Source organism: Pleomorphomonas sp. NRK KF1 (assembly GCF_023721755.1).
In the GTDB taxonomy this organism is placed as follows: Bacteria; Pseudomonadota; Alphaproteobacteria; order Rhizobiales; family Pleomorphomonadaceae; genus Pleomorphomonas.
Window position 1 is genome coordinate 580625 of the sequence record NZ_JAMDLH010000002.1, and the last position, 21992, is coordinate 602616.

At 63.7% G+C, this 21992-nt stretch carries 23 protein-coding genes and 2 tRNA genes; 13 read left to right on the forward strand and 12 right to left on the reverse strand.

Features of this window, described 5'->3' with window-relative positions; genetic code table 11:
* Positions 1–48 precede the first annotated feature (48 nt).
* Entirely contained in the window at positions 49–1368 is a 1320-nt protein-coding gene (locus M4J39_RS08030; RefSeq protein ID WP_251727293.1) for a sugar ABC transporter substrate-binding protein, read from the forward strand.
* Positions 1369–1489: 121 nt separating this feature from the next.
* Positions 1490–3076, forward strand: a complete 1587-nt coding sequence (gene hcp / locus M4J39_RS08035; protein ID WP_251727294.1) for a hydroxylamine reductase — start codon at positions 1490–1492, stop codon at positions 3074–3076.
* An 83-nt stretch (positions 3077–3159) separates the two neighbouring features.
* Here the strand turns inward: hcp and M4J39_RS22895 are convergent, their stop codons facing one another.
* A complete protein-coding gene (locus tag M4J39_RS22895; protein WP_256469710.1) occupies positions 3160–3294 on the reverse strand; it encodes a hypothetical protein in 135 nt (44 codons plus the stop codon).
* Positions 3295–3511: 217 nt separating this feature from the next.
* Here M4J39_RS22895 and hydE point away from each other — a divergent pair, with 217 nt between their 5' ends.
* Positions 3512–4561 (forward strand): [FeFe] hydrogenase H-cluster radical SAM maturase HydE, encoded by a 1050-nt coding sequence (hydE, locus tag M4J39_RS08040; RefSeq protein ID WP_251727295.1) that lies wholly within the window; start codon positions 3512–3514, stop codon positions 4559–4561.
* Between the two features lie 146 nt (positions 4562–4707).
* Positions 4708–5100 carry a DUF1236 domain-containing protein gene (locus M4J39_RS08045; RefSeq protein ID WP_251727296.1) on the forward strand — a complete coding sequence of 131 codons (393 nt, stop codon included), beginning with the start codon at positions 4708–4710 and terminating at the stop codon, positions 5098–5100.
* A gap of 40 nt (positions 5101–5140) precedes the next feature.
* Here the strand turns inward: M4J39_RS08045 and hydF are convergent, their stop codons facing one another.
* Genes hydF through hydG form a run of 3 tightly spaced genes read right to left on the reverse strand, consistent with a single transcriptional unit; the run spans position 5141 to position 9204 of the window.
* A complete protein-coding gene (gene hydF, locus M4J39_RS08050; RefSeq protein WP_251727297.1) occupies positions 5141–6373 on the reverse strand; it encodes a [FeFe] hydrogenase H-cluster maturation GTPase HydF in 1233 nt (410 codons plus the stop codon).
* 14 nt (positions 6374–6387) lie between these two features.
* Positions 6388–7779 (reverse strand): aspartate ammonia-lyase, encoded by a 1392-nt coding sequence (locus M4J39_RS08055; protein ID WP_251727298.1) that lies wholly within the window; start codon positions 7777–7779, stop codon positions 6388–6390.
* A 24-nt stretch (positions 7780–7803) separates the two neighbouring features.
* Positions 7804–9204, reverse strand: coding sequence for a [FeFe] hydrogenase H-cluster radical SAM maturase HydG (gene hydG / locus M4J39_RS08060; protein WP_251727299.1), 1401 nt, complete (start codon positions 9202–9204; stop codon positions 7804–7806).
* 240 nt (positions 9205–9444) lie between these two features.
* Between hydG and hpaR the strand changes: the two genes are divergently transcribed.
* The 7 genes from hpaR (at position 9445) to M4J39_RS08095 (ending at position 12429) form a co-directional block, all read left to right on the forward strand.
* Positions 9445–9984, forward strand: coding sequence for a homoprotocatechuate degradation operon regulator HpaR (gene hpaR, locus M4J39_RS08065; RefSeq protein ID WP_251727300.1), 540 nt, complete (start codon positions 9445–9447; stop codon positions 9982–9984).
* Positions 9985–9998: 14 nt separating this feature from the next.
* Positions 9999–10583: a DUF1349 domain-containing protein gene (locus M4J39_RS08070; protein ID WP_371875435.1), complete on the forward strand. Its 585-nt coding sequence runs from the start codon at positions 9999–10001 to the stop codon at positions 10581–10583.
* Positions 10584–10600: 17 nt separating this feature from the next.
* The gene (locus M4J39_RS08075) at positions 10601–11404 is read left to right on the forward strand and encodes an ABC transporter ATP-binding protein (protein ID WP_251727302.1); all 804 of its coding nucleotides are present in this window, start codon (positions 10601–10603) and stop codon (positions 11402–11404) included.
* Positions 11405–11444: 40 nt separating this feature from the next.
* Positions 11445–11521, forward strand: a tRNA-Pro gene (locus tag M4J39_RS08080).
* Positions 11522–11588: 67 nt separating this feature from the next.
* Positions 11589–11894: an ETC complex I subunit gene (locus M4J39_RS08085; RefSeq protein ID WP_251727303.1), complete on the forward strand. Its 306-nt coding sequence runs from the start codon at positions 11589–11591 to the stop codon at positions 11892–11894.
* A 41-nt stretch (positions 11895–11935) separates the two neighbouring features.
* A tRNA-Arg gene (locus M4J39_RS08090) sits at positions 11936–12012 on the forward strand.
* 111 nt (positions 12013–12123) lie between these two features.
* Positions 12124–12429 (forward strand): hypothetical protein, encoded by a 306-nt coding sequence (locus M4J39_RS08095; protein ID WP_251727304.1) that lies wholly within the window; start codon positions 12124–12126, stop codon positions 12427–12429.
* A 55-nt stretch (positions 12430–12484) separates the two neighbouring features.
* On the opposite strand, the gene yecR is transcribed toward M4J39_RS08095, so the two are convergent.
* Positions 12485–12814 carry a YecR family lipoprotein gene (yecR, locus tag M4J39_RS08100; protein ID WP_251727305.1) on the reverse strand — a complete coding sequence of 110 codons (330 nt, stop codon included), beginning with the start codon at positions 12812–12814 and terminating at the stop codon, positions 12485–12487.
* Positions 12815–13148: 334 nt separating this feature from the next.
* Here yecR and M4J39_RS08105 point away from each other — a divergent pair, with 334 nt between their 5' ends.
* Positions 13149–13523: a VanZ family protein gene (locus M4J39_RS08105; protein WP_251727306.1), complete on the forward strand. Its 375-nt coding sequence runs from the start codon at positions 13149–13151 to the stop codon at positions 13521–13523.
* 3 nt (positions 13524–13526) lie between these two features.
* On the opposite strand, the gene M4J39_RS08110 is transcribed toward M4J39_RS08105, so the two are convergent.
* From M4J39_RS08110 to M4J39_RS08130, 5 genes are all read right to left on the reverse strand, one after another.
* Positions 13527–14303: a DeoR/GlpR family DNA-binding transcription regulator gene (locus tag M4J39_RS08110; RefSeq protein ID WP_251727307.1), complete on the reverse strand. Its 777-nt coding sequence runs from the start codon at positions 14301–14303 to the stop codon at positions 13527–13529.
* Positions 14304–14471: 168 nt separating this feature from the next.
* Positions 14472–15290, reverse strand: coding sequence for an ABC transporter permease (locus M4J39_RS08115; RefSeq protein WP_251727308.1), 819 nt, complete (start codon positions 15288–15290; stop codon positions 14472–14474).
* A 3-nt stretch (positions 15291–15293) separates the two neighbouring features.
* A complete protein-coding gene (locus M4J39_RS08120; protein WP_251727309.1) occupies positions 15294–16172 on the reverse strand; it encodes an ABC transporter permease in 879 nt (292 codons plus the stop codon).
* Between the two features lies 1 nt (position 16173).
* Entirely contained in the window at positions 16174–17280 is a 1107-nt protein-coding gene (locus M4J39_RS08125) for an ABC transporter ATP-binding protein (RefSeq protein WP_251727310.1), read from the reverse strand.
* 71 nt (positions 17281–17351) lie between these two features.
* Positions 17352–18491 (reverse strand): PotD/PotF family extracellular solute-binding protein, encoded by a 1140-nt coding sequence (locus tag M4J39_RS08130; RefSeq protein ID WP_251727311.1) that lies wholly within the window; start codon positions 18489–18491, stop codon positions 17352–17354.
* 302 nt (positions 18492–18793) lie between these two features.
* Here M4J39_RS08130 and fabG point away from each other — a divergent pair, with 302 nt between their 5' ends.
* Positions 18794–19570 (forward strand): 3-oxoacyl-ACP reductase FabG, encoded by a 777-nt coding sequence (fabG, locus tag M4J39_RS08135; RefSeq protein WP_251727312.1) that lies wholly within the window; start codon positions 18794–18796, stop codon positions 19568–19570.
* 86 nt (positions 19571–19656) lie between these two features.
* Here fabG and M4J39_RS08140 read toward each other — a convergent pair whose 3' ends face one another.
* Together M4J39_RS08140 and M4J39_RS08145 are read right to left on the reverse strand one after the other, a co-directional pair.
* Positions 19657–20985: an aspartate aminotransferase family protein gene (locus tag M4J39_RS08140; RefSeq protein WP_251727313.1), complete on the reverse strand. Its 1329-nt coding sequence runs from the start codon at positions 20983–20985 to the stop codon at positions 19657–19659.
* Positions 20982–21986, reverse strand: a complete 1005-nt coding sequence (locus M4J39_RS08145; protein WP_251727314.1) for a phosphotransferase enzyme family protein — start codon at positions 21984–21986, stop codon at positions 20982–20984. The genes M4J39_RS08140 and M4J39_RS08145 overlap by 4 nt, the downstream gene beginning before the upstream one ends.
* Between the last annotated feature and the right edge of the window lie 6 nt (positions 21987–21992).

Here is a 21992-nt window from a genome sequence, read left to right on the forward strand (position 1 = left end):
CGCACTAGCATTCCTGATGGAGTGGAGTGAGTCGGAGGGGTAAGGGCGATGCGCTTCTGCGCGATTGTTGGGGTTGCGATGCTGATCGGCACGACGGCTGCCGCGATATCGGCCGAGGTGCTGACGATCGCCGCCGTCGACAATGCCGACATGATCCGCATGCAGGAGCTCACCGACGACTTCGTTGCGAGCAATCCGGGCATCCACATCAACTGGGTGATCCTGGAAGAAAGCGTCCTGCGGCAGAAGATCGCCACCGACATCGAGACGCACGGTGGCCAGTTCGACATCGTCACAATCGGTAACTACGAAGTCCCTATCTGGGCGCGACAAGGCTGGCTTCAGCCGCTCGACGATCTGGGTGAGAGTTATGAAGCGGACGACCTCCTGCCGGCGATCCGCAAGGCGGTTTCCTACCGTGGCAAGCTCTACGCCTCGCCGTTCTACGGCGAAAGCGCCATGCTGATGTACCGCACCGACCTGTTCCGGCAGGCGGGCTTGGAGATGCCGCCTTCGCCGACCTGGGCTTTCGTCCGCGACGCAGCCGTCGAGCTGACCAACAAGGCACGCGGGCGCTACGGCATTTGCCTGCGCGGAAAGGCCGGGTGGGGCGAGAACGTTGCCCTGCTCACCGCCACCGCCAACTCCTTCGGCGCCCGATGGTTCGGCTTCGATTGGCGTCCGGAGTTCGTCTCGCCCGAGTGGGAGCGAACACTCAACTTCTACGTCGACCTGCTTCAGACGGCTGGGCCGCCAGGAGCGGCCTTTCTCGGCTACGATGAAAATCTCGACATGTTCCGCACCGGCAAATGCGCCATGTGGGTCGATTCCACCGTCGCAGCTTCCACGCTGAACGACCCGAAGACCTCGGATATCGTCGGCCGCGTCGGCTACACGCCATTTCCGAGCCATGGGACCCTCGGCAATCATGGCAACTGGCTTTGGACGTGGAATCTCGCCATCCCCTCGAGCTCCTCCAAGGCAGCTCCGGCCCAGCGCTTCATTGCCTGGGCGACCGGCCGCGATTACGCCGAGCTCGTCGCCGCTCATGAGGGCTGGCCCTATGCACCGCCCGGCACGCGCATGTCGCTCTACAACAATCCAGGCTATCGGTCTGCAGCGCCTTTCTCCGGCTATACGCTGACCGCCATCGACACAGCCAATCCCGACCAGCCAACCGTCAAGCCGGCGCCTTACACCGGCAGCCAGTTCGTGGCCATTCCCGAGTTCCAGCGGATTGGCGACGCTGTCGGGCAGATCTTCGCCGCCGCCGTCGTCGGTCAGATGAGCGTGAAGCAGGCGCTTGCCTCGGCGAACGAACTGGCACTGAGGGAAATGACGCGAGCGGGTTACATCGACTCGCCGTGAAATCGCCTGCAAATTTGTGCCCGCGCAACGTCTCCGGTCGAGCGTCCTTCTAGGTTGCCCTCCATTCCGCCGGCCACGCCGGCAAGAAGGGCCGAAGGCCCCCGAGGATGGAGACGGACAGATGTTTTGCTACCAGTGTGAACAGACCGCCCGGGGAACCGGATGCGTGACGCGCGGCGTCTGCGGCAAGTCGCCTGAGGCTTCGGACCTGCAGGACGTGCTCGTTCACGCCGCCAAGCGCCTTGCGACCCGCTACGCCAACGTGCCCGCCACCGAGCGGCCGGCGAGCCTCGCCCCGATGCTCGAAGACGCCCTGTTCGTCACCGTAACCAACGTCAACTTCGACACCGCCTCGATCCTCGACAAGATCCGTGAAGTGGTCGCCGCCGCCGGCGCCCCCGCCGCCGGCGTTGCCGTCGAGGCTCCGGAAGACACGCTGCTCGCCTGGGCGCGCGAGTCGATGATCGCCCCCCGCAAGGAGAGCCTCGGCGACGACATCACCGGCCTGCAGGAGCTGTTGCTCTACGGGCTCAAGGGCATGGCCGCCTACGCCCACCACGCCCGCCAGATGAACCGTGCCGATCCGGTGGTCGACGCCTTCATGGTGGAGGCCCTCGCCAAGCTCGATGCCGGCGTCGCCACGGTCGACGAACTGCTCGCCCTCAACCTCAAGTGCGGCGAGGTGACCATCAATGTGCTGGCGCTGCTCGACGCCGCCCATTGCGACACCTATGGCAAGCCGACGCCGACCCCGGTGCTGATGGGCCATGTGCCCGGCAAGGCGATCCTTGTTTCCGGCCATGACATGGTCGACCTCAAGGCGCTGCTCGAGCAGACCGAGGGCAAGGGCATCAACATCTACACCCACGGTGAAATGCTGCCGGCCCACGGCTATCCCGAGCTCAAGAAGTTCAAGCACCTCGTCGGCCATTTCGGCGGCGCCTGGATGCTGCAGCAGCGGGAGTTCCCGAACTTCCCCGGCGCCATCCTGATGACCACCAACTGCCTGATGCAGCCTTTCGAGGATTACGAAGGCCGCCTGTTCACCCGCAATCTCGTTGCCTGGCCGGGCATCGCCCACATCGAGGATCGCGACTTCTCGGCGGTGATCGAAGCGGCACTGGCCGCCCCCGGCTTCACCGACAGCGTGAAAACTGGCGAGCATATGGTCGGCTTCGGCCATGACGCGGTGCTGGGCGCGGCCGACAAGATCATCGGCGCCGTCAAGGCCGGTGAAATCAAGCACTTCGCGGTCATCGGCGGTTGCGATGGCTCGGAGGGCGAGCGCTCGTACTATACCGACCTTGGCACGACCATCCCGAACGACTGGGTGATCCTGACGCTCGGCTGCGGCAAGTATCGCCTGCTCGGCCACGACTACGGCACCGTTGCCGGCCTGCCGCGTCTCCTCGACATGGGTCAGTGCAACGACAGCTTCTCCGCCGTCAAGGTGGCGCTGGCGCTGGCCGACGCCTTCGGCTGCACGGTCAACGACCTGCCGCTCTCCATCGTTCTGTCGTGGTTCGAACAGAAGGCGGTTTGCGTGCTGCTCGCCCTGCTGCACCTCAACGTCAAGAACATCCGCATCGGGCCGCGTCTGCCAGCCTTCCTGACGCCCGCCGTCCTCAAGGTTCTGGTCGACACGTTCGGTCTGAAGCCGGTCGGCGAGGTCGAGACCGACCTCAAGGCCATGGCCAATGCCGCCTGATCATCCCCCGCGAGGAGGGAGAAACGGACCGGCCGGGCATCGCTGCCCGGCCGGCGATTTCCACCAAGGATGCTTAGCGCGTATCAAATGCCGACGGCGATGGCCTGAAGGCCGAACAACACCGTCAGAAATGCCGCTGCAACGGCGAGCCTCAGACAGAAACCAGCGGACGGACACGTCAGCGCCCGCCCAACTCCCTTGACCATGGTGACAATCACGGCCGCCTCCCTGTTGCGTTCGCAGGTCAACCATGAACCATGAAGTCCGGCAAGTTCCTCCCAAGCCGTACTGCACGTGTATAGTAACTAAAATCGAATCTGCTCAAGAGTCATCCAAAACGTTTCGCCTAAGTATTCGGAGGGATGGGTGGCGCCTGTTACCAACAGGCTGTTCGGGCTATAACTTTCACAACAAATATAAGTTTTCGGACAATCAATGAGCTCAGCCCCTGCCCGCATGGAAGAGGTCCCCGTCGGGGACGCTTTCGACCGCTCGACCGTCAAGGCGCTGTTCGGTCTGCCGCGCGAGGCTCTGTTCGCCCGCGCCGACGCCGTGCGCAAGGCCAACATGGGCGATGAGGTGTTCCTGCGCGGCATCGTCGAGTTTTCCAACGTTTGCGCCAATGACTGCCTCTATTGCGGCATCCGCAAGTCCAACCACGACGTGCGCCGCTACCGCATTGAGGAGGAGGAAATCCTCGAAGTGGCGCGCCGGATGGAAGGCTGGCAGCAGACCACCATTGTGCTGCAGTCGGGCGAAGTGGCCGCCGACAAGGAAGACGAGCGCATCGAACGCATCATCCGGCGGATCAAAACGGAGACGAGGCTCGCCGTAACGATGAGCGCCGGCAACCGGCCGCGCGACACCTATGCCCGCTGGCGTGCCGCCGGCATGGACCGCTACCTTCTGCGCTTCGAGACCTCCAGCCCCGAGCTCTTCGCCTACCTGCACCCGGACTGCGACCTCGACGAGCGCATCCGCTGCCTCAAGGATCTGCGCAGCCTGGGTGTCCAGGTCGGCTCCGGCTTCATGATCGGCGTGCCGGGCGAAACGCTCGACATCCTGGCCGACAACATCCTGCTCTGTCGCGACCTCGACTTGGACATGATCGGCATCGGGCCTTTCATCGCCCATCCGGATACTCCGCTCGCCGGCCAGCCGAACGCCTACGCCGACGACCACGACATGTTCTTCGCCGCCGTATCGGCGCTCCGCATCGTCAATCCGAAGGCGCACATCCCGGCGACCACAGCCTTCGACGCCATCTTCCCGCATGCCGGCCGCGACCTTGTCCTGCAGCGCGGCGCCAACGTGTTCATGCCCAACGCCACGCCTGGCCGCTTCCGCAAGAACTACATGCTCTATCCGGACAAGCCCTGCGTGGATGAAGACGACCATCAATGTTCGGGCTGCGCCGCCGCCCGGGTCTGGTCGATCGGCCGAGTGATCGGCCAAGGACCAGGGCATTCGATCAAGGCCAGGTGATTCCGAGAAGGTTCGCTGACGAGCCGTAGTGGAATGCGCAGCTGTTTTCGGTCGGACTGCTTCGGCCCGATCGCGGACGCTCGTCCATTGGGGAACCTTTCCTGTCGGTCGGCTGTTGTTGGCCTATCAACCAACAGGAGTCCGAGATGAAAAAGCTCCTTTCAGCTTCGCTTATCGCCGGCGTGCTCACCATCGTTCCGAGCGCCTTTGCGCAGGAGGGCACAGTATCCGGTGCGGCCGGTGGTGCCGCCACCGGTGCTGTCGTGGGTGGCCCGGTAGGAGCCGTCGTCGGCGGCGTTGCCGGCGCCGCGATTGGCACCATTCTGGATCCGCCACCGCCGGAGGTCCGCACCGTCGTCATCGAACAGACGACGCCGTCGATCGTGTACGAACAGCCGATCGTCGTGGGGCAGGCACTACCGACGAGTGTCGTGCTCCATCCGGTACCCGGCTACGAGACCTACTATTACACCGTCGTCAACAATGAGCGCGTCATCGTCGATCCGCAGACTCGCGTGGTGTTGCAGGTCGTCGACTGACGACGATGATGTTGAATGGCGGGGCTTCGGCCCCGCTGTTTCATTGGGCGGCGCTCGCCCGTTCGAAGGCGATGCGCGCCGAGGGAAACGGGCCGAGCGAACGATGAAGAACGCCCTGCACGCGGCTGATGGCAACACCATAATTGGTGATCGGCACGCCCTGTCGCTCCGCCTGCCGGATGCGCAGCAGCACCTGCTTGCGGTTGACGGTACAGGCGCCGCACTGGACAACGAGCGCGTAGGGGCTGAGGTCCTCTGGGAAGGCCCGGCCGGCCATCGTTTCGAACTCGATATCGCCACCGGCATACTGCCGGAACCAACGAGGTATCTTAACCCGGCCGATGTCGTCGGCCATGGAATGGTGGGTGCAGGCCTCGGCGATCAACACCCGATCCCCCGGCTTTAGCTGGTCGATACGAGCCGCCCCCTCCGCAAGCCGGACCAAGTCGCCCTTGAAACGCGCCATCAGGATCGAAAAGGTGGTGAGCGGCACGTCGTCTGGCGTATCGGCGGCCGCCTTCAGCACGATCTGGCTGTCGCAGACGACGAGATCGGGCTTCTTGCCGAGCATCTTCAACGTCGATGCCAGCTCGCGCTCCTTGACCACCGTACAGCTCGCGTCGGCGTCCAGAATATCGCGGATAGCCATCACCTGCGGCAGGATCAACCGCCCCTTGGGCGCCGACAGATCGATGGGCACCACAAGAACGACATGGCCACCAGCCGGCACCAGATCCGCCAGGAGATGCGGCACCTCGAAGGAGCTTTCCGGAGCCGCCTGCAGGATCACCTCGCGCACGCGCACGGCATCGGCCTTCGAGGCGGTCGAGATGATCGCGAACGGGACATCCCGCGACCTGATTGCCGCCAGTGCCTCGGCCGGTGGCGCACCGAGATCGGCCTTGGTGAAGACGATGCAATAGGGAGTCTCGCGCTCGGCCAGCGCGTCCATCAGCTTGACTTCGTCGTCGCCTATGGGACCGTCGGTGACGATGATGCCGAGATCGGTGTGATCGAGCGCCTTGAGGGTCTTCTCGATGCGCATTTCACCGAGATCGCCGACATCGTCGATGCCGGCGGTATCGACGAACAGCACAGGGCCGATCGGCAGCAGTTCCATCGCCTTTTCGACCGGGTCGGTGGTGGTGCCGGCCACGTCGGAAACGATCGATACTTCCTGTCCGATCAGGAGGTTGACCAGCGACGACTTGCCGACATTGCGCCGGCCATAAACGCCGATGTGCAGGCGAAGACCCTTGGGCGTGGCGAGCATGATCTGGTCCTTGTTTACTTGGTGCCGAGGGCGGTCATGGCGTTGGCGGACAGCAGGCGTTCGAGATCGGCGGGTTCGATGAGCTTGCGTTCGAGGACGATCTCGATCACCGAGCGTCCGGCCTCGCGCGCTGCGATCGCCACCTCGGTTGCCACTTCGTAGCCAAGTCGGGGAAGAAGCGCGGTGACGACGGCCCTGCTCTCGGCAACTTGGCGGCGGCAAGCCGCCTCGTCGACCGAGAGACCCTCGACGCAGCGGGTCCGGAAAATGGTGGCGGCAGCCTCCAACAGGCTGATACTGTCGAGCAACGCGTCGGCCAGGAGCGGCAGGAAAGCGTTGAGTTCGAGCTGACCGTTCTGGGCGGCGAGCGTCACCATCTGGTCGTTGCCCATCACCCGCATGGCCGCCTGCCCCACCGCTTCCGGGATCACCGGATTGACCTTGCCGGGCATGATCGACGAACCCGCCTGCACCGCCGGCAGGAGAATCTCGCCGAAGCCCGCCTGCGGGCCTGAGGACAGCAATCTCAGATCGGACGAGATCTTGAACAGGTTGACGGCATTGGCCTTCAGGATGCCGGACACCTCGACGAAGGCGTCGGCGTTCTGGGTGGCGTCGACGAGGTTTTCGGCCCGGGCAAGTCCGAGGCCGGTCACCTCGCGCAACACCTCGGTGACCATGAAGACGTAATCGCGCGGCGCGGCGATGGCGGTACCGACTGCGGTGCCGCCGAGGTTGACGACGCGTAGCCGCTCCTCGCACTTGAAGACGCGCCAGCGATCGCGCGACAGCGCCTCGGCCCAGGCCGAGAAGACTGCGCCGTAAGCGATGGGACAGGCATCCTGCAGCTCGGTGCGGGCGATCTTGACGACGCCGGACCACGTCCGCTCCTTCTCCTGGAAGGCGACCTGAAGATCGGCAATGGCCTTCTCCAATCGGTGCAGCAGACGGATGGCGGCGATCTTCAGCGCCGTGGGAAAGGTGTCGTTGGTCGACTGGTTGAGGTTGACGTGATCGTTGGGGTGGACGCGGGCATGCTGCCCGCGCCGGCCACCGAGCAGTTCCTCGGCCCGGTTGGCGATCACCTCGTTGACGTTCATGTTGAGCGAGGTGCCGGCACCGCCCTGCAGGGCATCGACGACGATCTCGGGGAGCAGAGTGCCGTCTTCGATCTCGCGGGCGGCGCGCACGGTCGCATCCACCACATCATCGCCGAGGAAGCCGAGGCGATGGTTGGTCTTGGCCGCCGCGATCTTCACGGCGGCGTAGGCCTTGATCAGTTCGGGATGGCACGGCCGGCCGGTGAGCGGAAAGTTCTCGCGCGCCCGCGCCGTGTGGATGCCTGTGAAGGCATCCTCCGCAATGTCACGCTCGCCGATCAGATCGGCCTCGCGCCGCGTCGCCATCGCCTGCCTCCAGGCCACGCTACCTCAGCGGTAGACGTCGCGCTTGCCCTCGCGCACCTTGCGCATCATCGTCTGGGAATAGCGGGCGATCTTGGGCTCCATGGTGTCTACCTCGGCCGCCACGGCCTTCTCGCCGGCGGCGCAGGTTTCCTCAGAGCCATAGTCGAGCATGTATTCCATGAAGGACGACAGGGCGTTCGGCCCGCACATTTCGCGAATGAGGCCGGGTTTGGCAAGGTCCATGAAGTCGGCGCCGGTACGACCCATGCGATAGCAGGCGGTGCAGAACGACGGTACGCAGCCGCTGGCCGCGATGTCGCGCACCACTTCGTCGAGCGGCCGGTGATCGCCACGAGTGAACTGCGCGGCCTGTTCCTCGACCGGCGTCGCGTAACCGCCGGGGTTGGTGCGGCTGCCGCCGGAGATCTGCGATACGCCGAGACGGAAGGCCTCGCGGCGCATCTCCGGGTTCTCGCGCGTCGACAGGATGATGCCGGTGTAAGGCACGGCGAGGCGCAGGATGGCGATGATCTTCTTGAAATCGTCGTCGGAGACCATGTGCGGCGGCGCCATGGACACGTCCGACCCGACGGCCGGCTCCATGCGCGGAACCGAGATGGTGTGCGGCCCGACGCCAAAAGCATCCTCCAGATGGGCGATGTGCTGCATGGTCGCCAGCACCTCGAAGCGCCAGTCGTGCAGACCGAACAGCGGGCCGATGCCGACGTCGTCGATACCGGCGGCCATGGCGCGATCCATCACCGACACGCGCCAGTCGAAATCGGCCTTGGCGCCCGAAGGGTGCATCGCCTCGTAGACCTTGCGGTTGTAGGTTTCCTGGAACAGCTGGTAGGTCCCGATGCCGGTTTCCTTCAGGCGGCGGAACTCGTCGGTCTCGAGCGGCGCGACATTCACGTTGATGCGGCGGATCTCGCCACGGCCGCGCTTCACCGAATAGATGCGCTCGATGGCATCGATGAGATACTGGAAGCCGGTCTTCGGGAAAGCCTCGCCGCCGATCAGCAGCAGACGCTTGTGGCCCTGATCGATCAGCGCCGCCGTCTCGGCCTCGATTTCCTCCATGGTCAGGATCTTGCGATCGAGCTCCTTGTTGGACCGACGGAAGGCGCAGTAGACGCATTCGTTGAGGCAGATGTTGGAGAAGTAGAGCGGCGCGAACAGCACGATGCGCGGACCGTAGATCTCCGTCTTCACCTTCTCGGCCGTGTGGAACAGTTCGGCCGTCAGATCGGGATCGGTGACGGTGCAGAGAACGGCGACATCATCCTCGGAAAGGCCGCCAAGCGTTGCCGCCTTTTCCAGGATCTCTCGGACACGCTGTTTGTCGGCACCGGCGGAGGTCGCGGCGATCTCCGTCTCGATACGGGTTTCATCGAGCCAGGTGATCCGTTCGGTCTTTGTCATCTTCGCAGCCTTTCACCGGCCCGTCCGCCGGAGCTTTCCGAAAGCGACACTGCCCGATATCGACCGAGGGTGAATTGCGCGAGATCAATCCTAACTCGGTTAAACTGGAATAGTGGGGTGATAAAAGCCGGAAAGCCCGGTTAGGCGCGTTTACCTTGCTCATTGGCGCTGTTTGGGTGTTGGCGTTCCCTGTCAGCACAAAAGCGGATAGGGTCGGAGCAAACCAGCGAGGATTGTCGAATGAGGGAAAAGGACAACGAGGCCTTGTCCAGCGGTCCGGCCAGTCAGGAGTCCGGCCCCCGCAACCGTGCTCGCCTCAGGAACGTTTCCCGCTCGCTGCCGGTCGCCCTTCTCAGGACGCGAGAAGCGGTGATGCGGCAGTTTCGCCCGGTGCTGAGGTCGGTCGACCTCACCGAGCAGCAATGGCGCGTGCTGCGAGCGCTCGACTCGGTGCCGGAGATCGACGCAACCGGCCTTGCCATGGCGACATTCCTGCTTCCTCCCTCATTGTCGCGTATCCTGCGCGACCTGGAGAAGAGGCACCTCATCAGCCGACGCCCCGACCCCGCCGATCTCAGGGCCTGGCTAATCTCGTTGACGCCGGAGGGCAAGCGCGTGATCGACACGGCCGGAACCCAAGCCGAAACGATCTACGCGGCGATAACGGACCGGATCGGTCAGGAACGGCTCGACACGCTGATGCAGCTCCTCAGGGACATCGAGCAGGATCTCAACGCGCCGCTGACCGATGACGACGCGGCCGCCGAGCGTGGGGAATGAGTGGAGGAATCATGCTGAAGACAGGGTTCGGCGGCGGTGCTTGGGTCAACGAGCCCTCCCGCTGGAGCATCGATGGTGATCGCCTGACGCTGGTCACCGAGAACGAAACGGACTTCTGGCGCGAGACCTATTACGGCTTCGTGCATGACAACGGTCATGCCTATCTGCTGCCGGCCGACGACGGCTTCACCGCCCTCTTGCGCATTCGCGCCGATTACACCGCCAACTTCGACCAAGCCGGCCTGATGCTGTACCTCGACGACAGGCATTGGCTGAAATGCGGCGTCGAGCTGACGGATGACGATCGCTTCCTGTCCGTGGTGGTCACCAACGGCCGCTCGGACTGGTCGGTGTGCCAGCCATTCCGCGAGTTCGATGACTTCCGCCTGCGCATGACGGTCAAGGCCGGTTCGGTACTGGTTCACGCCTCTCGCGACGGCCAGGCCTGGTCTATGCTGCGGGTGGCGTCCTTCGCGCCGGCGCCGCGCTATCAGGTCGGTCCCATGGCCTGCTCGCCATCGCGGGCCGGACTGGAAGTCACCTTCTCCGACTTTTCCATCGGCCCGGCCTCCACCGAGCCTCTGCACGCCGAGATGTGAGGCGAAGGAGCTTCCGCATGACCGAGATACCCGCGATCCGGCTGGCCGGTGTCGACAAGCTGTTCTCGACGGAAGCCGGCGGGACGGTAACGGCCCTCGATGATGTCGACCTCGATGTGGCGGCGGGAGAGTTCGTCGCGCTGATCGGCCCGTCCGGTTGCGGCAAGAGCACCATCTTGCGGCTGGTCGCCGGCCTCGACCGGCCAAGCAGTGGAGCCGTGACCGTTCATGGCGGCGAACCGGGTGCACTCAGCCGTGCCCACAAGCTGGGCTTCGCCTTTCAGGACGCGGCGCTGCTGCCGTGGCTCGACGTTCGCGACAACATCGCCATGCCCTTCCGCCTCGCCGGCGCCGAAACGAACATGGACCGCGTCGCTATGCTCGTCGATCTCGTGGGGCTCGCCGGTTTTGAGCGGGCCAGACCGGACGAGCTGTCCGGCGGCATGCGCCAGCGCGTCGCCATTGCCAGGGCGCTGGTGCTCGAACCCGAGGTGCTTCTGCTGGACGAGCCGTTCGGCGCGCTGGACGCGGTGACGCGGCGTCAAATGAACCTCGAACTGCAGCGCATCTGGAGCGCCACGCAGACGACGACCCTTCTGGTGACCCATGCCGTCGACGAGGCCCTGTTCCTCGCCGACCGCGTGCTGGTGATGAGCCCACGCCCCGGTCGTGTCGTCGAGACTGTGCCGGTGCCCTTCGGCCGGCCGCGTGCGTCGGCGCTCCTGCGCGATCCCGCCTTCCATGCCCTGGAGGATCGGCTGACCGAGGCTCTTATCCCGAATGTCTACGGCGAAACGGGACGCATCCAGCCTATTGCGTAGCCGCTTCCGAAACGCTAGGTAATCCCTCACGTTTCGGTCGCGGGGCATAGCGCAGTCTGGTAGCGCACCTGCTTTGGGAGCAGGGGGTCGCAAGTTCGAATCTTGCTGCCCCGACCAAACGGCGGCCCTCGATCGCGGTCCCGCGGCCGGCGGGCCGGGACGGCGACAGAGGAGAAGGGCCAAGATGACGGCGCGAATCTACAAGCCTGCCAAGACCGCCATGCAGTCCGGACGGGGCCGCACGGAGCGTTGGTTGCTGGAGTTCGAGCCCGAGAAGCCCAAGAGCATCGAGCCGCTGATGGGCTATACCTCGTCGCGCGACATGAAGCAGCAGGTGCGCCTTTCCTTCGACACGCGCGAGGATGCGATCGCCTACGCCGTCCGCGAGGGCCTTGCCTACCAGGTGATGGAGCCCAAGGAGCGGACGCCGAAGAAGCTCTCCTATTCCGACAATTTCAAGTATTCCAAGGCCGAGACCTGGACGCATTGAAGCGTTCGGCCCCCGGCACGCCCGTTGGCAGTCGGCATAACGGCTCCATAGCTCAGCTGGATAGAGCAGCCGCCTTCTAAGCGGCAGGTCGCAGGTTCGAGCCCTGCTGGAGTCGCCAAATATTTCCAATAGGTTACACCACGGCAACTACCCGTTTCGGATCTGGAAAATCAGCGATAGGTACGGCATAGGTGCGCCGAAGCCAGCGTTGTGCATCGGAGTCGAAGAGATGACGAGAGATCGCCGGACCGTGTGCGTTGAATCGATCAATGCCTGTCTCTGCCACAAACCGTACGTGAACTTGCAAGGGGCAACGCGTGAAGCGAAAGCTCTTAAGCATCTAGCCCCAACACCTGATCAGAAGGCGGCTTTGGATCATCTGGTCGACGTTCTCACTCGCATCGTCGACGACAAGGGCGACGAGTTGACGCGAGACAATTTGTCAGACTACTGGCGCGATATCTGGTCGGCAAAAGAGGCTGTAGTAGATCTGTACATTGGCGAGACGGGCAGCCTTCTTCCGTGGATAAAATGATGGAAGCCGCCCACATGGGGAGCGGCGAAGGTCGATAAGATTGCTTGAGAGTCCGCTATTTTGCAGGACTGGCCGGCACACTACCGAGGCACTGATATTTGATCGTGGCTAGCCACTGACTGCAGCCGTAGTTGGTTGCGACTTGGCACATTCGGGACTCGCCGCCAAACGGCGCTGCATCCTTATAACCCCAAGCTTGACAGCGCTCGCGAGCCGTGGCGATACCCTTGGCCGGATCGATCTTGACGTTCTCGATACTGGCTTGCTCATAGCTCAGATCAACAGTTCCGTCTGCCCGGCTTCCCCCTGTAGCAACGAGTTCCTTGTTCACGTTCACGCATCCAGCCGCAGCGATGCATAGCGCCACAACAGCGAACTTTCTCATGATGTCCCCCCTGGACTGAGAAGGGCAATCAAGCACCGCGCGGAATGGTTGTCGAGTAAGCGTTTAGGCGACGTTCTTCGCCACCTCGGCAGTGGGATTCCCATATGGCCGGGGTGAGGTTGAGACCCTTTAGCACTCCAGCGCCGCCTGACCAACCATTGCTGAAGCAACAGATCCGTCAATGCGAGCCACAGCCAACAGTTTTGCCGCCGCCGGAGCCGATCGGTCTTCGGCGCGCTTTTTGCCGGCCATCATGCCTGTTGCCTTGTCGACGCCTTCTTTACCGGCGACACGGCAAAATGCGTAGACGCATAAGGATGGCAGGAGCGAAGAAATGAGACTGGAACACATCGGACGCAAGTTGTTCCAGATGGCGGGCATTCTCTCACTTGCCGTGATCGCGGTGCTGTCCGTTTTGCCCGGTGCCGACCGTCCTCACGTCTTCGGCTCGGGCAACGTCGAGCATCTGCTTGCCTATGCTGGCGCTGCCTTCTTTGCCTCGACACTGCCAGCCTTGCGAGGGTGGCGAATCGTGCTGTTGCTCTCGGCCACCTCTCTGCTGTTCGAGGGCATCCAGGCATTCATACCCGGCCGAGGCCCCGGTCTCGACAACTGGATCGCCTCGACGCTTGGCGCCATCGTCGGGCTGGCCCTTGGCCGCGCCTTCGTCACCGTGGCGCGCACGGCTCTGGCAATCGCGTCTCGCTGAATCTCAGTTCGCCGCCACAAGCTCCACGCCCGACTGCCGAAGCGCCGCGGTCAGCTTTTCCGGCGGAGCCGCATCGGTGACGAGCGCATCGACATCTCGCCAGGGGGCGTAGCGCGAGGGAAAGATGGCGTCGAACTTGGAATGGTCGGCGACCACCACACATTTGGCGGACCGCGCCACCATCGCCGTATAGACCGCGCCGCACTCGAGCAGCGCCTCCGACGGACCATCGGCCGCGAGGCCCGACGCACCGGTGATGGCATAATCGGCGTAGAAGTTGCCGAGGAACGAAACGGTGTGCACGCCGACGGTGGCGCCCTCGCTGGCGTGATAGTCGCCGGGCAGCATCAGCACCTTGATGGTCGGGTTGAAGGCCAGCACCGTCGCCACGCCGAAGGAATGGGTGATGACGGTGATGTTCTTCATCTCCACGGCGATGCGGCGGGCAACATGGACCGTGGTGGCGCCCGAGCCGATCATCAGGACATTGCCATCACCGATGACCTTCAGAGCGGCGCGCGCGATGCGCTGGCGCTCGTCGACGAACAGGCGGTGACGCTCGGTAACCGACGGTTCGCTGGAAAGCGGCCGCACGGCGCCGCCATAAGTCCGGTTGAGCAATCCCTGCGTCGTCAGTTCGTCGAGGTCGCGACGGATGGTCTCGGTGGAAACATCGAGCCGGCGGGCGAGCTCGGCGACGCGAAGCGACGGACTTGAATCGAGCTCCGCCAGAATCTGCGTCTGCCGCGATGATTTGGTCCGCTTCATGCTGCGCGCCATGACTCTATCCGACCGACCGGCTCGACGCCGATTCGGCCATCCTCTTGGTTTATGAGGTTTTCAGGTCGGGGGGACCATGGTCAAGGTATGTTGTTGCCCACCTTGGTCGCCGGTGCCTCGGTTTACGCTCGGTGCGGCAATGCCGAAATACGGAACCGAGCCTATCGATCACCGTTCCCTTGCCCTCAGTTCGGCCCGCCGGCGGAGAAGGAAGCGGACGAGGCCGCCGCCCAGGAGAAGCGCCGCCGCCGTCAGCGTGCTCATGGTCCCGAGCGCAGGCACCATGGGCGTGTAGCCCGCCACCATCTTGGAGTAGAGCCATTTCGGGATCGTCGAGTCGGCGCCGGCCGTATAGAGCGACAGTGGGAAGTTGCCCCAGGACAACAAAAAAGCGAACAGCGCGCCTGACCAGATGCCCGGCCAGAGGATGGGCAGCGTCACCGTGCGAAGGGTGAAGAGGCGCGAGGCGCCGAGGTCGCTCGCCGCTTCCTCCAGCACGGGATCGAAGCTGAACACCTGTATGGCGATGACCAGTGTCACCACCGGCACGATCCAGACCAGATGGGCGACGACCGCCGTCTTCCAGGTCGGGCTGATGCCGAGCGCGTTGAACCAGAGCAGCAAGGCAAGGCCGAGAACCGGCTGCGGAAAGAAGATCGGCAGCAACAGGAGGCGCTGGAAAGCGCGGCGACCTTTCCACGGGTATCGAGCGAAGGCCAACGCCCCGAAGAAGGCAAAGAGAACGCTGAGCACGGTGACGATCAGCGCGATCAGAACCGAGTTCTGCACGAGAACATGGATTTCGAAGGAGTCCCAGGTCTTGCCCCACCACTCGGTGGAGAAGATCCGGATGGGGAAGGCGAAGTAGCGCCCCTTGGAAAGACCGGCCAGCGCGCCGCAGGCGATCGGCAGGTAGATCGCCAGAACGACGAAGGTGGTCCAGGCACGGATCAGAAAATGGGTCCGGGTACGTCCGACGGTCTGCATGGCTCAGCGCTTTCCGAGGATCTTGTCGAGGTCGAGCCGCGCCATGGCGGAAAGCGCGAGACCGGAGACAATGAGAACGAGGATGAGAGCAAGCGCCGATCCCATCGGCCAGTTCTGGGCGTAGGTGAAAGCCACCTCGATATCCTGAGTGATGGTGATCACCGACTGTCCGCCGAGGATCTTGGCCTCGGCCACCGCACCGGCGGCCAGCACAAAGGTGAGCAGCGCGCCGATCAGGATGCCGGGCATGGCCAGCGGCAGCTCGACCTCACGCCAGATCATGAATCGTCCTGCCCCCAAATCGCTAGCGGCGTCCACGAGATCGCGCGGGATCATGGCGATGCCGAGCGTCATCGGAAACAGCATGAACGGCAGGTAGACGTAGACCATGCCGAACAGCGTGATGCCCGGCGTGTAAAGAAGGTCGGGGCCGCCGGGAAAGCCGAGCCATTTCAGCGCTCCATCGAGCACGCCATTCTTGATGAAGAACAACACCCAGCCATAGAGACGGACGTTTTCCGAGACAAACAGCGGGAAGACGAACAGCACCGACACGAGGCCGGACCACTTGCCGAACACCTTGTTGAGCCCAAAGGCGATGGGGTAGCAAACGACGAGAAGGATGGCCACGCAGGCGAAGGCCAGCGCCAGAGCCCAGACGAACGACGTCCAGACCGTGTTGTTGGTATCGAAAATCGCCGCGAAGTTCTGAAGCGTGAAGGAGCGGAAGACATCAAAGCTCTTTGGCGTCGCAAAAGCGTAGGCGGCGACGGTGACCAGCGGCGCGAGAAAACCGGCGACGAGCAGGACCAGCACCGGCAAGGAGGCGCGGAGACCGGGCGAGAGTTTCGGTGCCGGCGCGGACAGGGAGTTGTCGGCCATGTCAGCCTCCCACCACAATGGCGTTGCCGGCATCCCAGCCGATCGTCACCTCTCCATCGCCCTTCCAGGCCGCGGCGCGCGGCACCTCGATCAGGAAGGTGCGTCCGGTGCGGCTCCTCACCTGATACTGCAGGCGCGAGCCGAGCGAATACTCGTTGAAGATGGTGCCGGTAAGGGTGTTGTCGGCGCCGGCCTCTTCGGTCACGAAGCGCATGTATTCGGGGCGAATCACGACGCTGGCCTCGTCACCGACTATGTCCAGGTCGGGCGCCACCGCCACCGGCTTGCCGTCGCGGCGCAGCCAGCCGCCATCGGCGCGACGGATCGGGACGATGTTCACCTCGCCGAAGAACTCGGCGACGAAGCGGTCGGCCGGCGTCGAGTAGATCTGCTCGGGCGTGCCGATCTGCACCACCTTGCCGGCGCGCATGACGCCGATGCGGTCGGACATCACCATCGCCTCTTCGAGCGAGTGGGTGATGTAGACGAAGGTTTTGCCGCTTTCGCGATGCAGGTCCTTGAGCTCCTTTTCCAGGAGCTTCTTGAGCTTGTAGTCCAGCGCGGACAGCGGTTCGTCGAAGAACAGAACGTCGGGGTCGTAGGCGAAGGCGCGCGCCAGCGCCACGCGCTGCTTCTCGCCGCCCGAACAGAGCATGACATTCTTGGAGTAATAGTCCTCGGGCAGGCGCACCTTGGCCATCAGTTCGAGAGCCCGCTTGCGCCGCTCTTCGGGCGCCATCTTGCGGACGCGAAGCGGGAACTCGATGTTGTCGCCGACCGTCATGTGAGGAAAGAGCGCCAGGGACTGGAAGACCAGGCAGGTCGGCCGCCGATTGGACGGCACGTCGTTGATCAGCTCGCCGCGTAGCGTGATGTATCCCTCGCTTGGGCTTTCGAGGCCGGCCAGCATCCTGAGCAGCGTCGTCTTGCCGGAGCCCGACGGCCCCACGATGGTGACGAACTCACCCTCCTCGATATCGAGGCTGATGCCGTCGACAGCGGCAAAGCCGTCGAACACCTTGCGGACATCGACGAGTTGCAGCACCGGCCGCGGCGTTCTCGAGGCGGCAGGGGAATCGGACTGGGCGGAAGCGGCAACTGACGACATGTGCAAGCGATCCTGAAATCAAACCGGGGGAGCCGTCCGCCCACCGGGCGGACGGTTTTACGCAGAGGCGATCAGCCGCGCTGGCGCTTGGCGCCGAGCATGATCTCCAACGCCTTGTCGTAGTCGGGCACGATGTCGTACTCGGCCGAACGCGCCATTTCCTCTTCGACGCTGTCCCACTGGATAGCGTCGAGTTCGTCCTTGGTGAACAGATCGAAGCAGGCCTTGTTGCCCATCTGCGCCACCGGGTTGAAGGTGCCCTCGGCGAAGGCCACGGTGTGCGCCACTTCCGGATCCTGAACGTATTCGAGGAACTGGGTGGCAAGCGGCGACAGCTGCGGATTGTTGACCGTCGAGGTGATCTCGATCCAGGCCACGCCGCCCTTGCCGTCGATCGGTCCCTTTAGCGGCGTGATGGCGCGAAGGTTCGGGTAGCCGTCGGCGCGGGCCGGCGACACGGAATAGGTGCCGCCGGTGAAATGCAGGTCGATCTCGCCGGAGATCAGCGCCTGGTTCATGGTGGCGATGTCGCCGATCATCTTGGCGCCCTTGAAGATGCGGACGGCAGTCTCCTCGAACGCCTTGAAGTCGGCATCCGTGTGCTTGACGAAGGGGTTGATGCCGGCGGTCAGGAAGATGTCGAAGACGTTCCAGTCGTCGGATTCGAGAATGCCGTACTTGCCGGCCAGCGACGGGTCGTTGAAGAGGTTCCAGCCCTGCTCCTCGGCCGTGGCCCGGCTGATCTTGTCGGTGTTGACGACGAAGGAGTAAGGCCCGAAGCGCTGGGCCATGCCCAGGAGATCCTTGCCGTCGTCACTCATCGCCCAGCGGTAGGGCGCCTTGAACTCGGGCAGCATCTTGTCGAAGTAGGGCTCGAAGGTTTCGCGCGGAAGTGGCTTGATCAGGCCGGCTGGCGCCATGACCTTGCGCGCCCAGGGATTGTTGACGTTGATCAGATCCCAGACGGCGGTCTCACCAGCCCGGAGGCGGTTGATCATCGTCGGATCGTTGGTGAGGCTCTCGGCCTTCACCGTGGCGCTCTTGGCGGCCCGGAACGGGTCGAGCACCTGCGCCGAGTTGTAGCCCTCCCAGCAGAGAATGTTGAGTTCACCTTCGCGAGCGGCGAAGGCCCGGCTCGCGGAGAGCAGCGGGCCGGCGAAGGCCGCCGCCCCCATCATCTGCAGCATGTTGCGCCTGGACATCGGACCCATCGGAAAATCCTTTCCTGCTGACGGTTGGTCTGTTCCCATTCGTTATGTTGGAAGTCTGTCGCAAAAATGTGTTGTTTACAACATCAATTTCGTTGGGCATGTTGACCTCATCGAAGAGCAGCCGTGCGGTTAGCGGATGGCTCGCGCGGTTGCAGGAGCAGAATGATTACCCGTCAGAATCCTTTGTTTTTCGGGTAAAACGCCATGTCCACCGCATGGCGCATCTTTTTTGACCTCCAACTGCCGCAGCCATGATCGATATGCCGGATTTTTGTTCAAACAACGAGAGAAGGTGGAACTAAATGTTGCAGTCGCTACAAGGAAGGACAGTGATCGTCACCGGCGGGAGCCGGGGCATCGGCAAGGGAATTGCCCTTCGCTTTGGCGAAGCCGGGCTCAATGTGCTGGTGGTATCCCGCAGCGAATCCGACGCCTCGGCGGTCGCCAAGACGATTGGGTCGAACGCCAGCGGTCTTGGCGCCGACGTATCGACGCCGGAAGGGTGCCAGGCGATGGCAAAGGCCGCCATCGATCGCTACGGCGCCATCGACGTCTTGTGTGCCAACGCGGGCATCTTTCCCGCGGCCAAGCTATCGGAGATGACGCCAGCCGACTTCGACCACGTCATCTCTACCAACCTCCGCTCCACCTTCCTCAGCGTTTCGGCGGTACTCCCGGCCATGACGGCCGCGGGACGCGGCCGCATCGTGCTCACCTCTTCGATCACCGGCCCGGTGACCGGCTATCCGGGCTGGTCGCACTACGGCGCCAGCAAGGCCGGCCAGCTCGGCTTCATGCGCACGGCGGCGATCGAACTGGCGCCGAAGGGCATCACTGTCAACGCCGTGCTGCCCGGCAACATTTTCACGGAGGGGCTTGAGGGGATGGGACCGGACTACATTGCCAAGATGGAAGCTTCGATCCCGCTGAAGCGGCTGGGCACTGTCGCCGACATCGCCAACGCCGCCCTGTTCTTTGCCTCCGAGGAAGCCGCCTACATCACCGGTCAGACCATCACCGTCGATGGCGGCCAGATCCTGCCGGAAAGCCTAGGGGCGCTTGAAGCGATCGACGGCTGACCAGCCTTGGCCTGCCAAACATCGAAAGGGCGACGCATACGCCGCCCTTTTCTTCTGGTTCTCGTGAAGATCGGTTTGGAGCGAACTTACCGCTCCGCCAGGATGCTCTTCAGGGTATCGACAAAGAAGTCGGCGTTTTCCTTCGCAAAGCAGAGCGGTGGCCTGATCTTCAGCGTGCTGCCCCAGAGGCCGGCAGCGCCAATCAGGATGCCATGCTCTTTCATGGCGTTGATAACGAAGGTGGCAAGTCCCTGATCGGGCCGACCTTCAGCATCCACGAAATCCAGCCCGATGAAGAGCCCGGCTCCACGCACCGCACCGATATCGCGGCGGTTGCCCATGACAGTCGAAAGGCCGGCTTTGAAATAGGCGCCCACATCGCGGGCGTTGTCGATCAACCCCTCACTGTCGATGACGTCGAGCACCGCCGAACCGGCGGCGGCGGCCACCGGGTTGCCGCCGAACGTGTTGAAATAGCCGGTCTCCTCGCAGAACAGCGACAGAAGGTCAGGTCGGGTGACGACGCCGGCCATCGGAAAGCCGTTGCCCATCGGTTTGCCCATGGTAACGACATCAGGAACGATGCCGTGCCGGGAGAAACCCCAGAGACCGCCGCCGGTACGGCCGAAACCGGGCTGCACTTCGTCGGCGATAAAGAGACCGCCCGTCTTGTGCGCCACATCGACCGCCGCCCGCAGGAAGCCCGGCGGATCGGCAAAGATGCCATCGGATGAGAAGATGGTGTCGACGATGACGGCGGCGAAGCCGACACCCGCAGCCTCAAGGTCGTCGATCGCGGCTCGAAGATTGCCGGCAAAGAAGGCGGCGACATCCCCTCCGGGAGCAAGCGCGGGATCCGGCTCGGGAATGACGCGCACGAAGTCGGGGACCGGCTTCGACTTCATCGACGACGGCGAGATGGCGGTCACGTGCTGGGTATTGCCGTGGTAGGCGGCGCGCGTGACGACGAACCCGCGCTTGCCTGTCGCCGCCTCGGCGATCCGCATCGCGAGGTCGTTACTCTCCGAGCCGGTACAGGTCATGGTGAGATTGGAGAGCGGCGCCGGAAACTTCGACAACAGCTTCTCGGCATAAGCCTCGACCGGCCGGGTCAGGTAGCGAGTGTGGATGTTGAGAACGGCGATCTGCTTGGCCACCGCCTCGGCAACAGCCGGATGGGAATGACCGATCGATGGCACGTTGTTGTAGACGTCGAGATAGCGTCGCCCCTCCGCGTCGTACATAAAGACGCCCTCCGCCCGCACCATCTCGATCGGCTCCTTGTAGAAGAGCACCGATGACGCCCCGAAGGTGGCCTGTCGCTTGGCGACCCGCTCTGCCAGTTCCGGCGCCAGCGCCGTTCCCTCCGAAGCCTCGAAGCGGTTGAGGGCGAGGATCTGCTTGGTCGGGCTCATGCCACACCCTTCAGAAAGTCGGCTGCGAGATAGCGGTCGGCGAGATCGATGGTGCCGGCGGTGTAAGCCGTCCCCATCGCCTGCGCTGTCGGCGTTTCGGAGTGCGAGGCAATCCAGGCGGTCAGCTGCATGCGGCGCAGCATCACAAGCATGGGCAGCGCCGCCGCCTGCTCGGGATCGAGCGGTGCGAGGCGCGCATAGCCGTCGAGCCAGGCCGCCATCAGATCGGGGATGAAGGGTTCGGTTTCCATGAAGGAGATCGAAGCGGCAAAGTCATAGGCAAACCAGGAGAAGCCGCAATCGTCGAAATCGATGACGCCGAGCCGATCGTCGTCGACCAGGAGATTGGCGGCGCGCATGTCGGCATGGATCAGACCGAAACGGTCCGGCGAGGTGCCGTAGCCTGCCGTCTCCCTGTGAAGCCGAGCCGCCACCTTTTCGAGGACTGCCCGCCCGGCGGCGTCAAGACCAAGCGCGGCGCGCCAGTCGCCCCAGTAGGCGTTCGGACCAATGATGGTGTCGAACGTCCAGGTCTTGCGGGCGAAACCCGGCGGAGGGGACCACGCCCGGCTGTGCGCGTGGAGACGAGCGGAGATCTCACCGAGATGGCGGTACCATCGCGTGAGATCGCCGGCCTCGCCTGGAGCCTTGCCGCTCATGAACTCGAACGCCACGACGTTGCGATGCGTTTCGCCGTCAAAGAAGGTAGCGAGCAGCCGTCCATCCTTGGCGTGAATCGGCGCCGGTGTGGCGATGATGCCCTCCGTTCGCAGTGCCTCAATCCACTGGAGTTCGGAGGCAACCTCCTGATCGCTGTGGTAGGCCGGACGATGGACACGCAGGATCAGCCGACGACCACCTCGCGCATCGTCCACCAGGAAAGTGGCGTTTTCGGAAATGGTGAGCAGGGACAGCTTCGCCATTTCGTCGATATTCCAAGTCGGTAGCGCCGAACGCAGACCGTCTTCGAGGCGGGCGAGAAAGGCGTCGTCGTAAAGCATGCTGGC

What these genes read in the sequence shown, in the direction of transcription:
- M4J39_RS08030 (WP_251727293.1), top strand. Translation starts at nt 49, where the DNA reads ATGCGCTTCTGCGCGATTGTTGGGGTTGCGATGCTGATCGGCACGACG.
- hcp (WP_251727294.1), top strand. Translation starts at nt 1,490, where the DNA reads ATGTTTTGCTACCAGTGTGAACAGACCGCCCGGGGAACCGGATGCGTG.
- hydE (WP_251727295.1), top strand. Translation starts at nt 3,512, where the DNA reads ATGAGCTCAGCCCCTGCCCGCATGGAAGAGGTCCCCGTCGGGGACGCT.
- M4J39_RS08045 (WP_251727296.1), top strand. Translation starts at nt 4,708, where the DNA reads ATGAAAAAGCTCCTTTCAGCTTCGCTTATCGCCGGCGTGCTCACCATC.
- hydF (WP_251727297.1), bottom strand. Translation starts at nt 6,373, where the DNA reads ATGCTCGCCACGCCCAAGGGTCTTCGCCTGCACATCGGCGTTTATGGC.
- M4J39_RS08055 (WP_251727298.1), bottom strand. Translation starts at nt 7,779, where the DNA reads ATGGCGACGCGGCGCGAGGCCGATCTGATCGGCGAGCGTGACATTGCG.
- hydG (WP_251727299.1), bottom strand. Translation starts at nt 9,204, where the DNA reads ATGACAAAGACCGAACGGATCACCTGGCTCGATGAAACCCGTATCGAG.
- hpaR (WP_251727300.1), top strand. Translation starts at nt 9,445, where the DNA reads ATGAGGGAAAAGGACAACGAGGCCTTGTCCAGCGGTCCGGCCAGTCAG.
- M4J39_RS08075 (WP_251727302.1), top strand. Translation starts at nt 10,601, where the DNA reads ATGACCGAGATACCCGCGATCCGGCTGGCCGGTGTCGACAAGCTGTTC.
- M4J39_RS08085 (WP_251727303.1), top strand. Translation starts at nt 11,589, where the DNA reads ATGACGGCGCGAATCTACAAGCCTGCCAAGACCGCCATGCAGTCCGGA.
- M4J39_RS08095 (WP_251727304.1), top strand. Translation starts at nt 12,124, where the DNA reads ATGACGAGAGATCGCCGGACCGTGTGCGTTGAATCGATCAATGCCTGT.
- yecR (WP_251727305.1), bottom strand. Translation starts at nt 12,814, where the DNA reads ATGAGAAAGTTCGCTGTTGTGGCGCTATGCATCGCTGCGGCTGGATGC.
- M4J39_RS08105 (WP_251727306.1), top strand. Translation starts at nt 13,149, where the DNA reads ATGAGACTGGAACACATCGGACGCAAGTTGTTCCAGATGGCGGGCATT.
- M4J39_RS08110 (WP_251727307.1), bottom strand. Translation starts at nt 14,303, where the DNA reads ATGGCGCGCAGCATGAAGCGGACCAAATCATCGCGGCAGACGCAGATT.
- M4J39_RS08115 (WP_251727308.1), bottom strand. Translation starts at nt 15,290, where the DNA reads ATGCAGACCGTCGGACGTACCCGGACCCATTTTCTGATCCGTGCCTGG.
- M4J39_RS08120 (WP_251727309.1), bottom strand. Translation starts at nt 16,172, where the DNA reads ATGGCCGACAACTCCCTGTCCGCGCCGGCACCGAAACTCTCGCCCGGT.
- M4J39_RS08125 (WP_251727310.1), bottom strand. Translation starts at nt 17,280, where the DNA reads ATGTCGTCAGTTGCCGCTTCCGCCCAGTCCGATTCCCCTGCCGCCTCG.
- M4J39_RS08130 (WP_251727311.1), bottom strand. Translation starts at nt 18,491, where the DNA reads ATGGGTCCGATGTCCAGGCGCAACATGCTGCAGATGATGGGGGCGGCG.
- fabG (WP_251727312.1), top strand. Translation starts at nt 18,794, where the DNA reads ATGTTGCAGTCGCTACAAGGAAGGACAGTGATCGTCACCGGCGGGAGC.
- M4J39_RS08140 (WP_251727313.1), bottom strand. Translation starts at nt 20,985, where the DNA reads ATGAGCCCGACCAAGCAGATCCTCGCCCTCAACCGCTTCGAGGCTTCG.
- M4J39_RS08145 (WP_251727314.1), bottom strand. Translation starts at nt 21,986, where the DNA reads ATGCTTTACGACGACGCCTTTCTCGCCCGCCTCGAAGACGGTCTGCGT.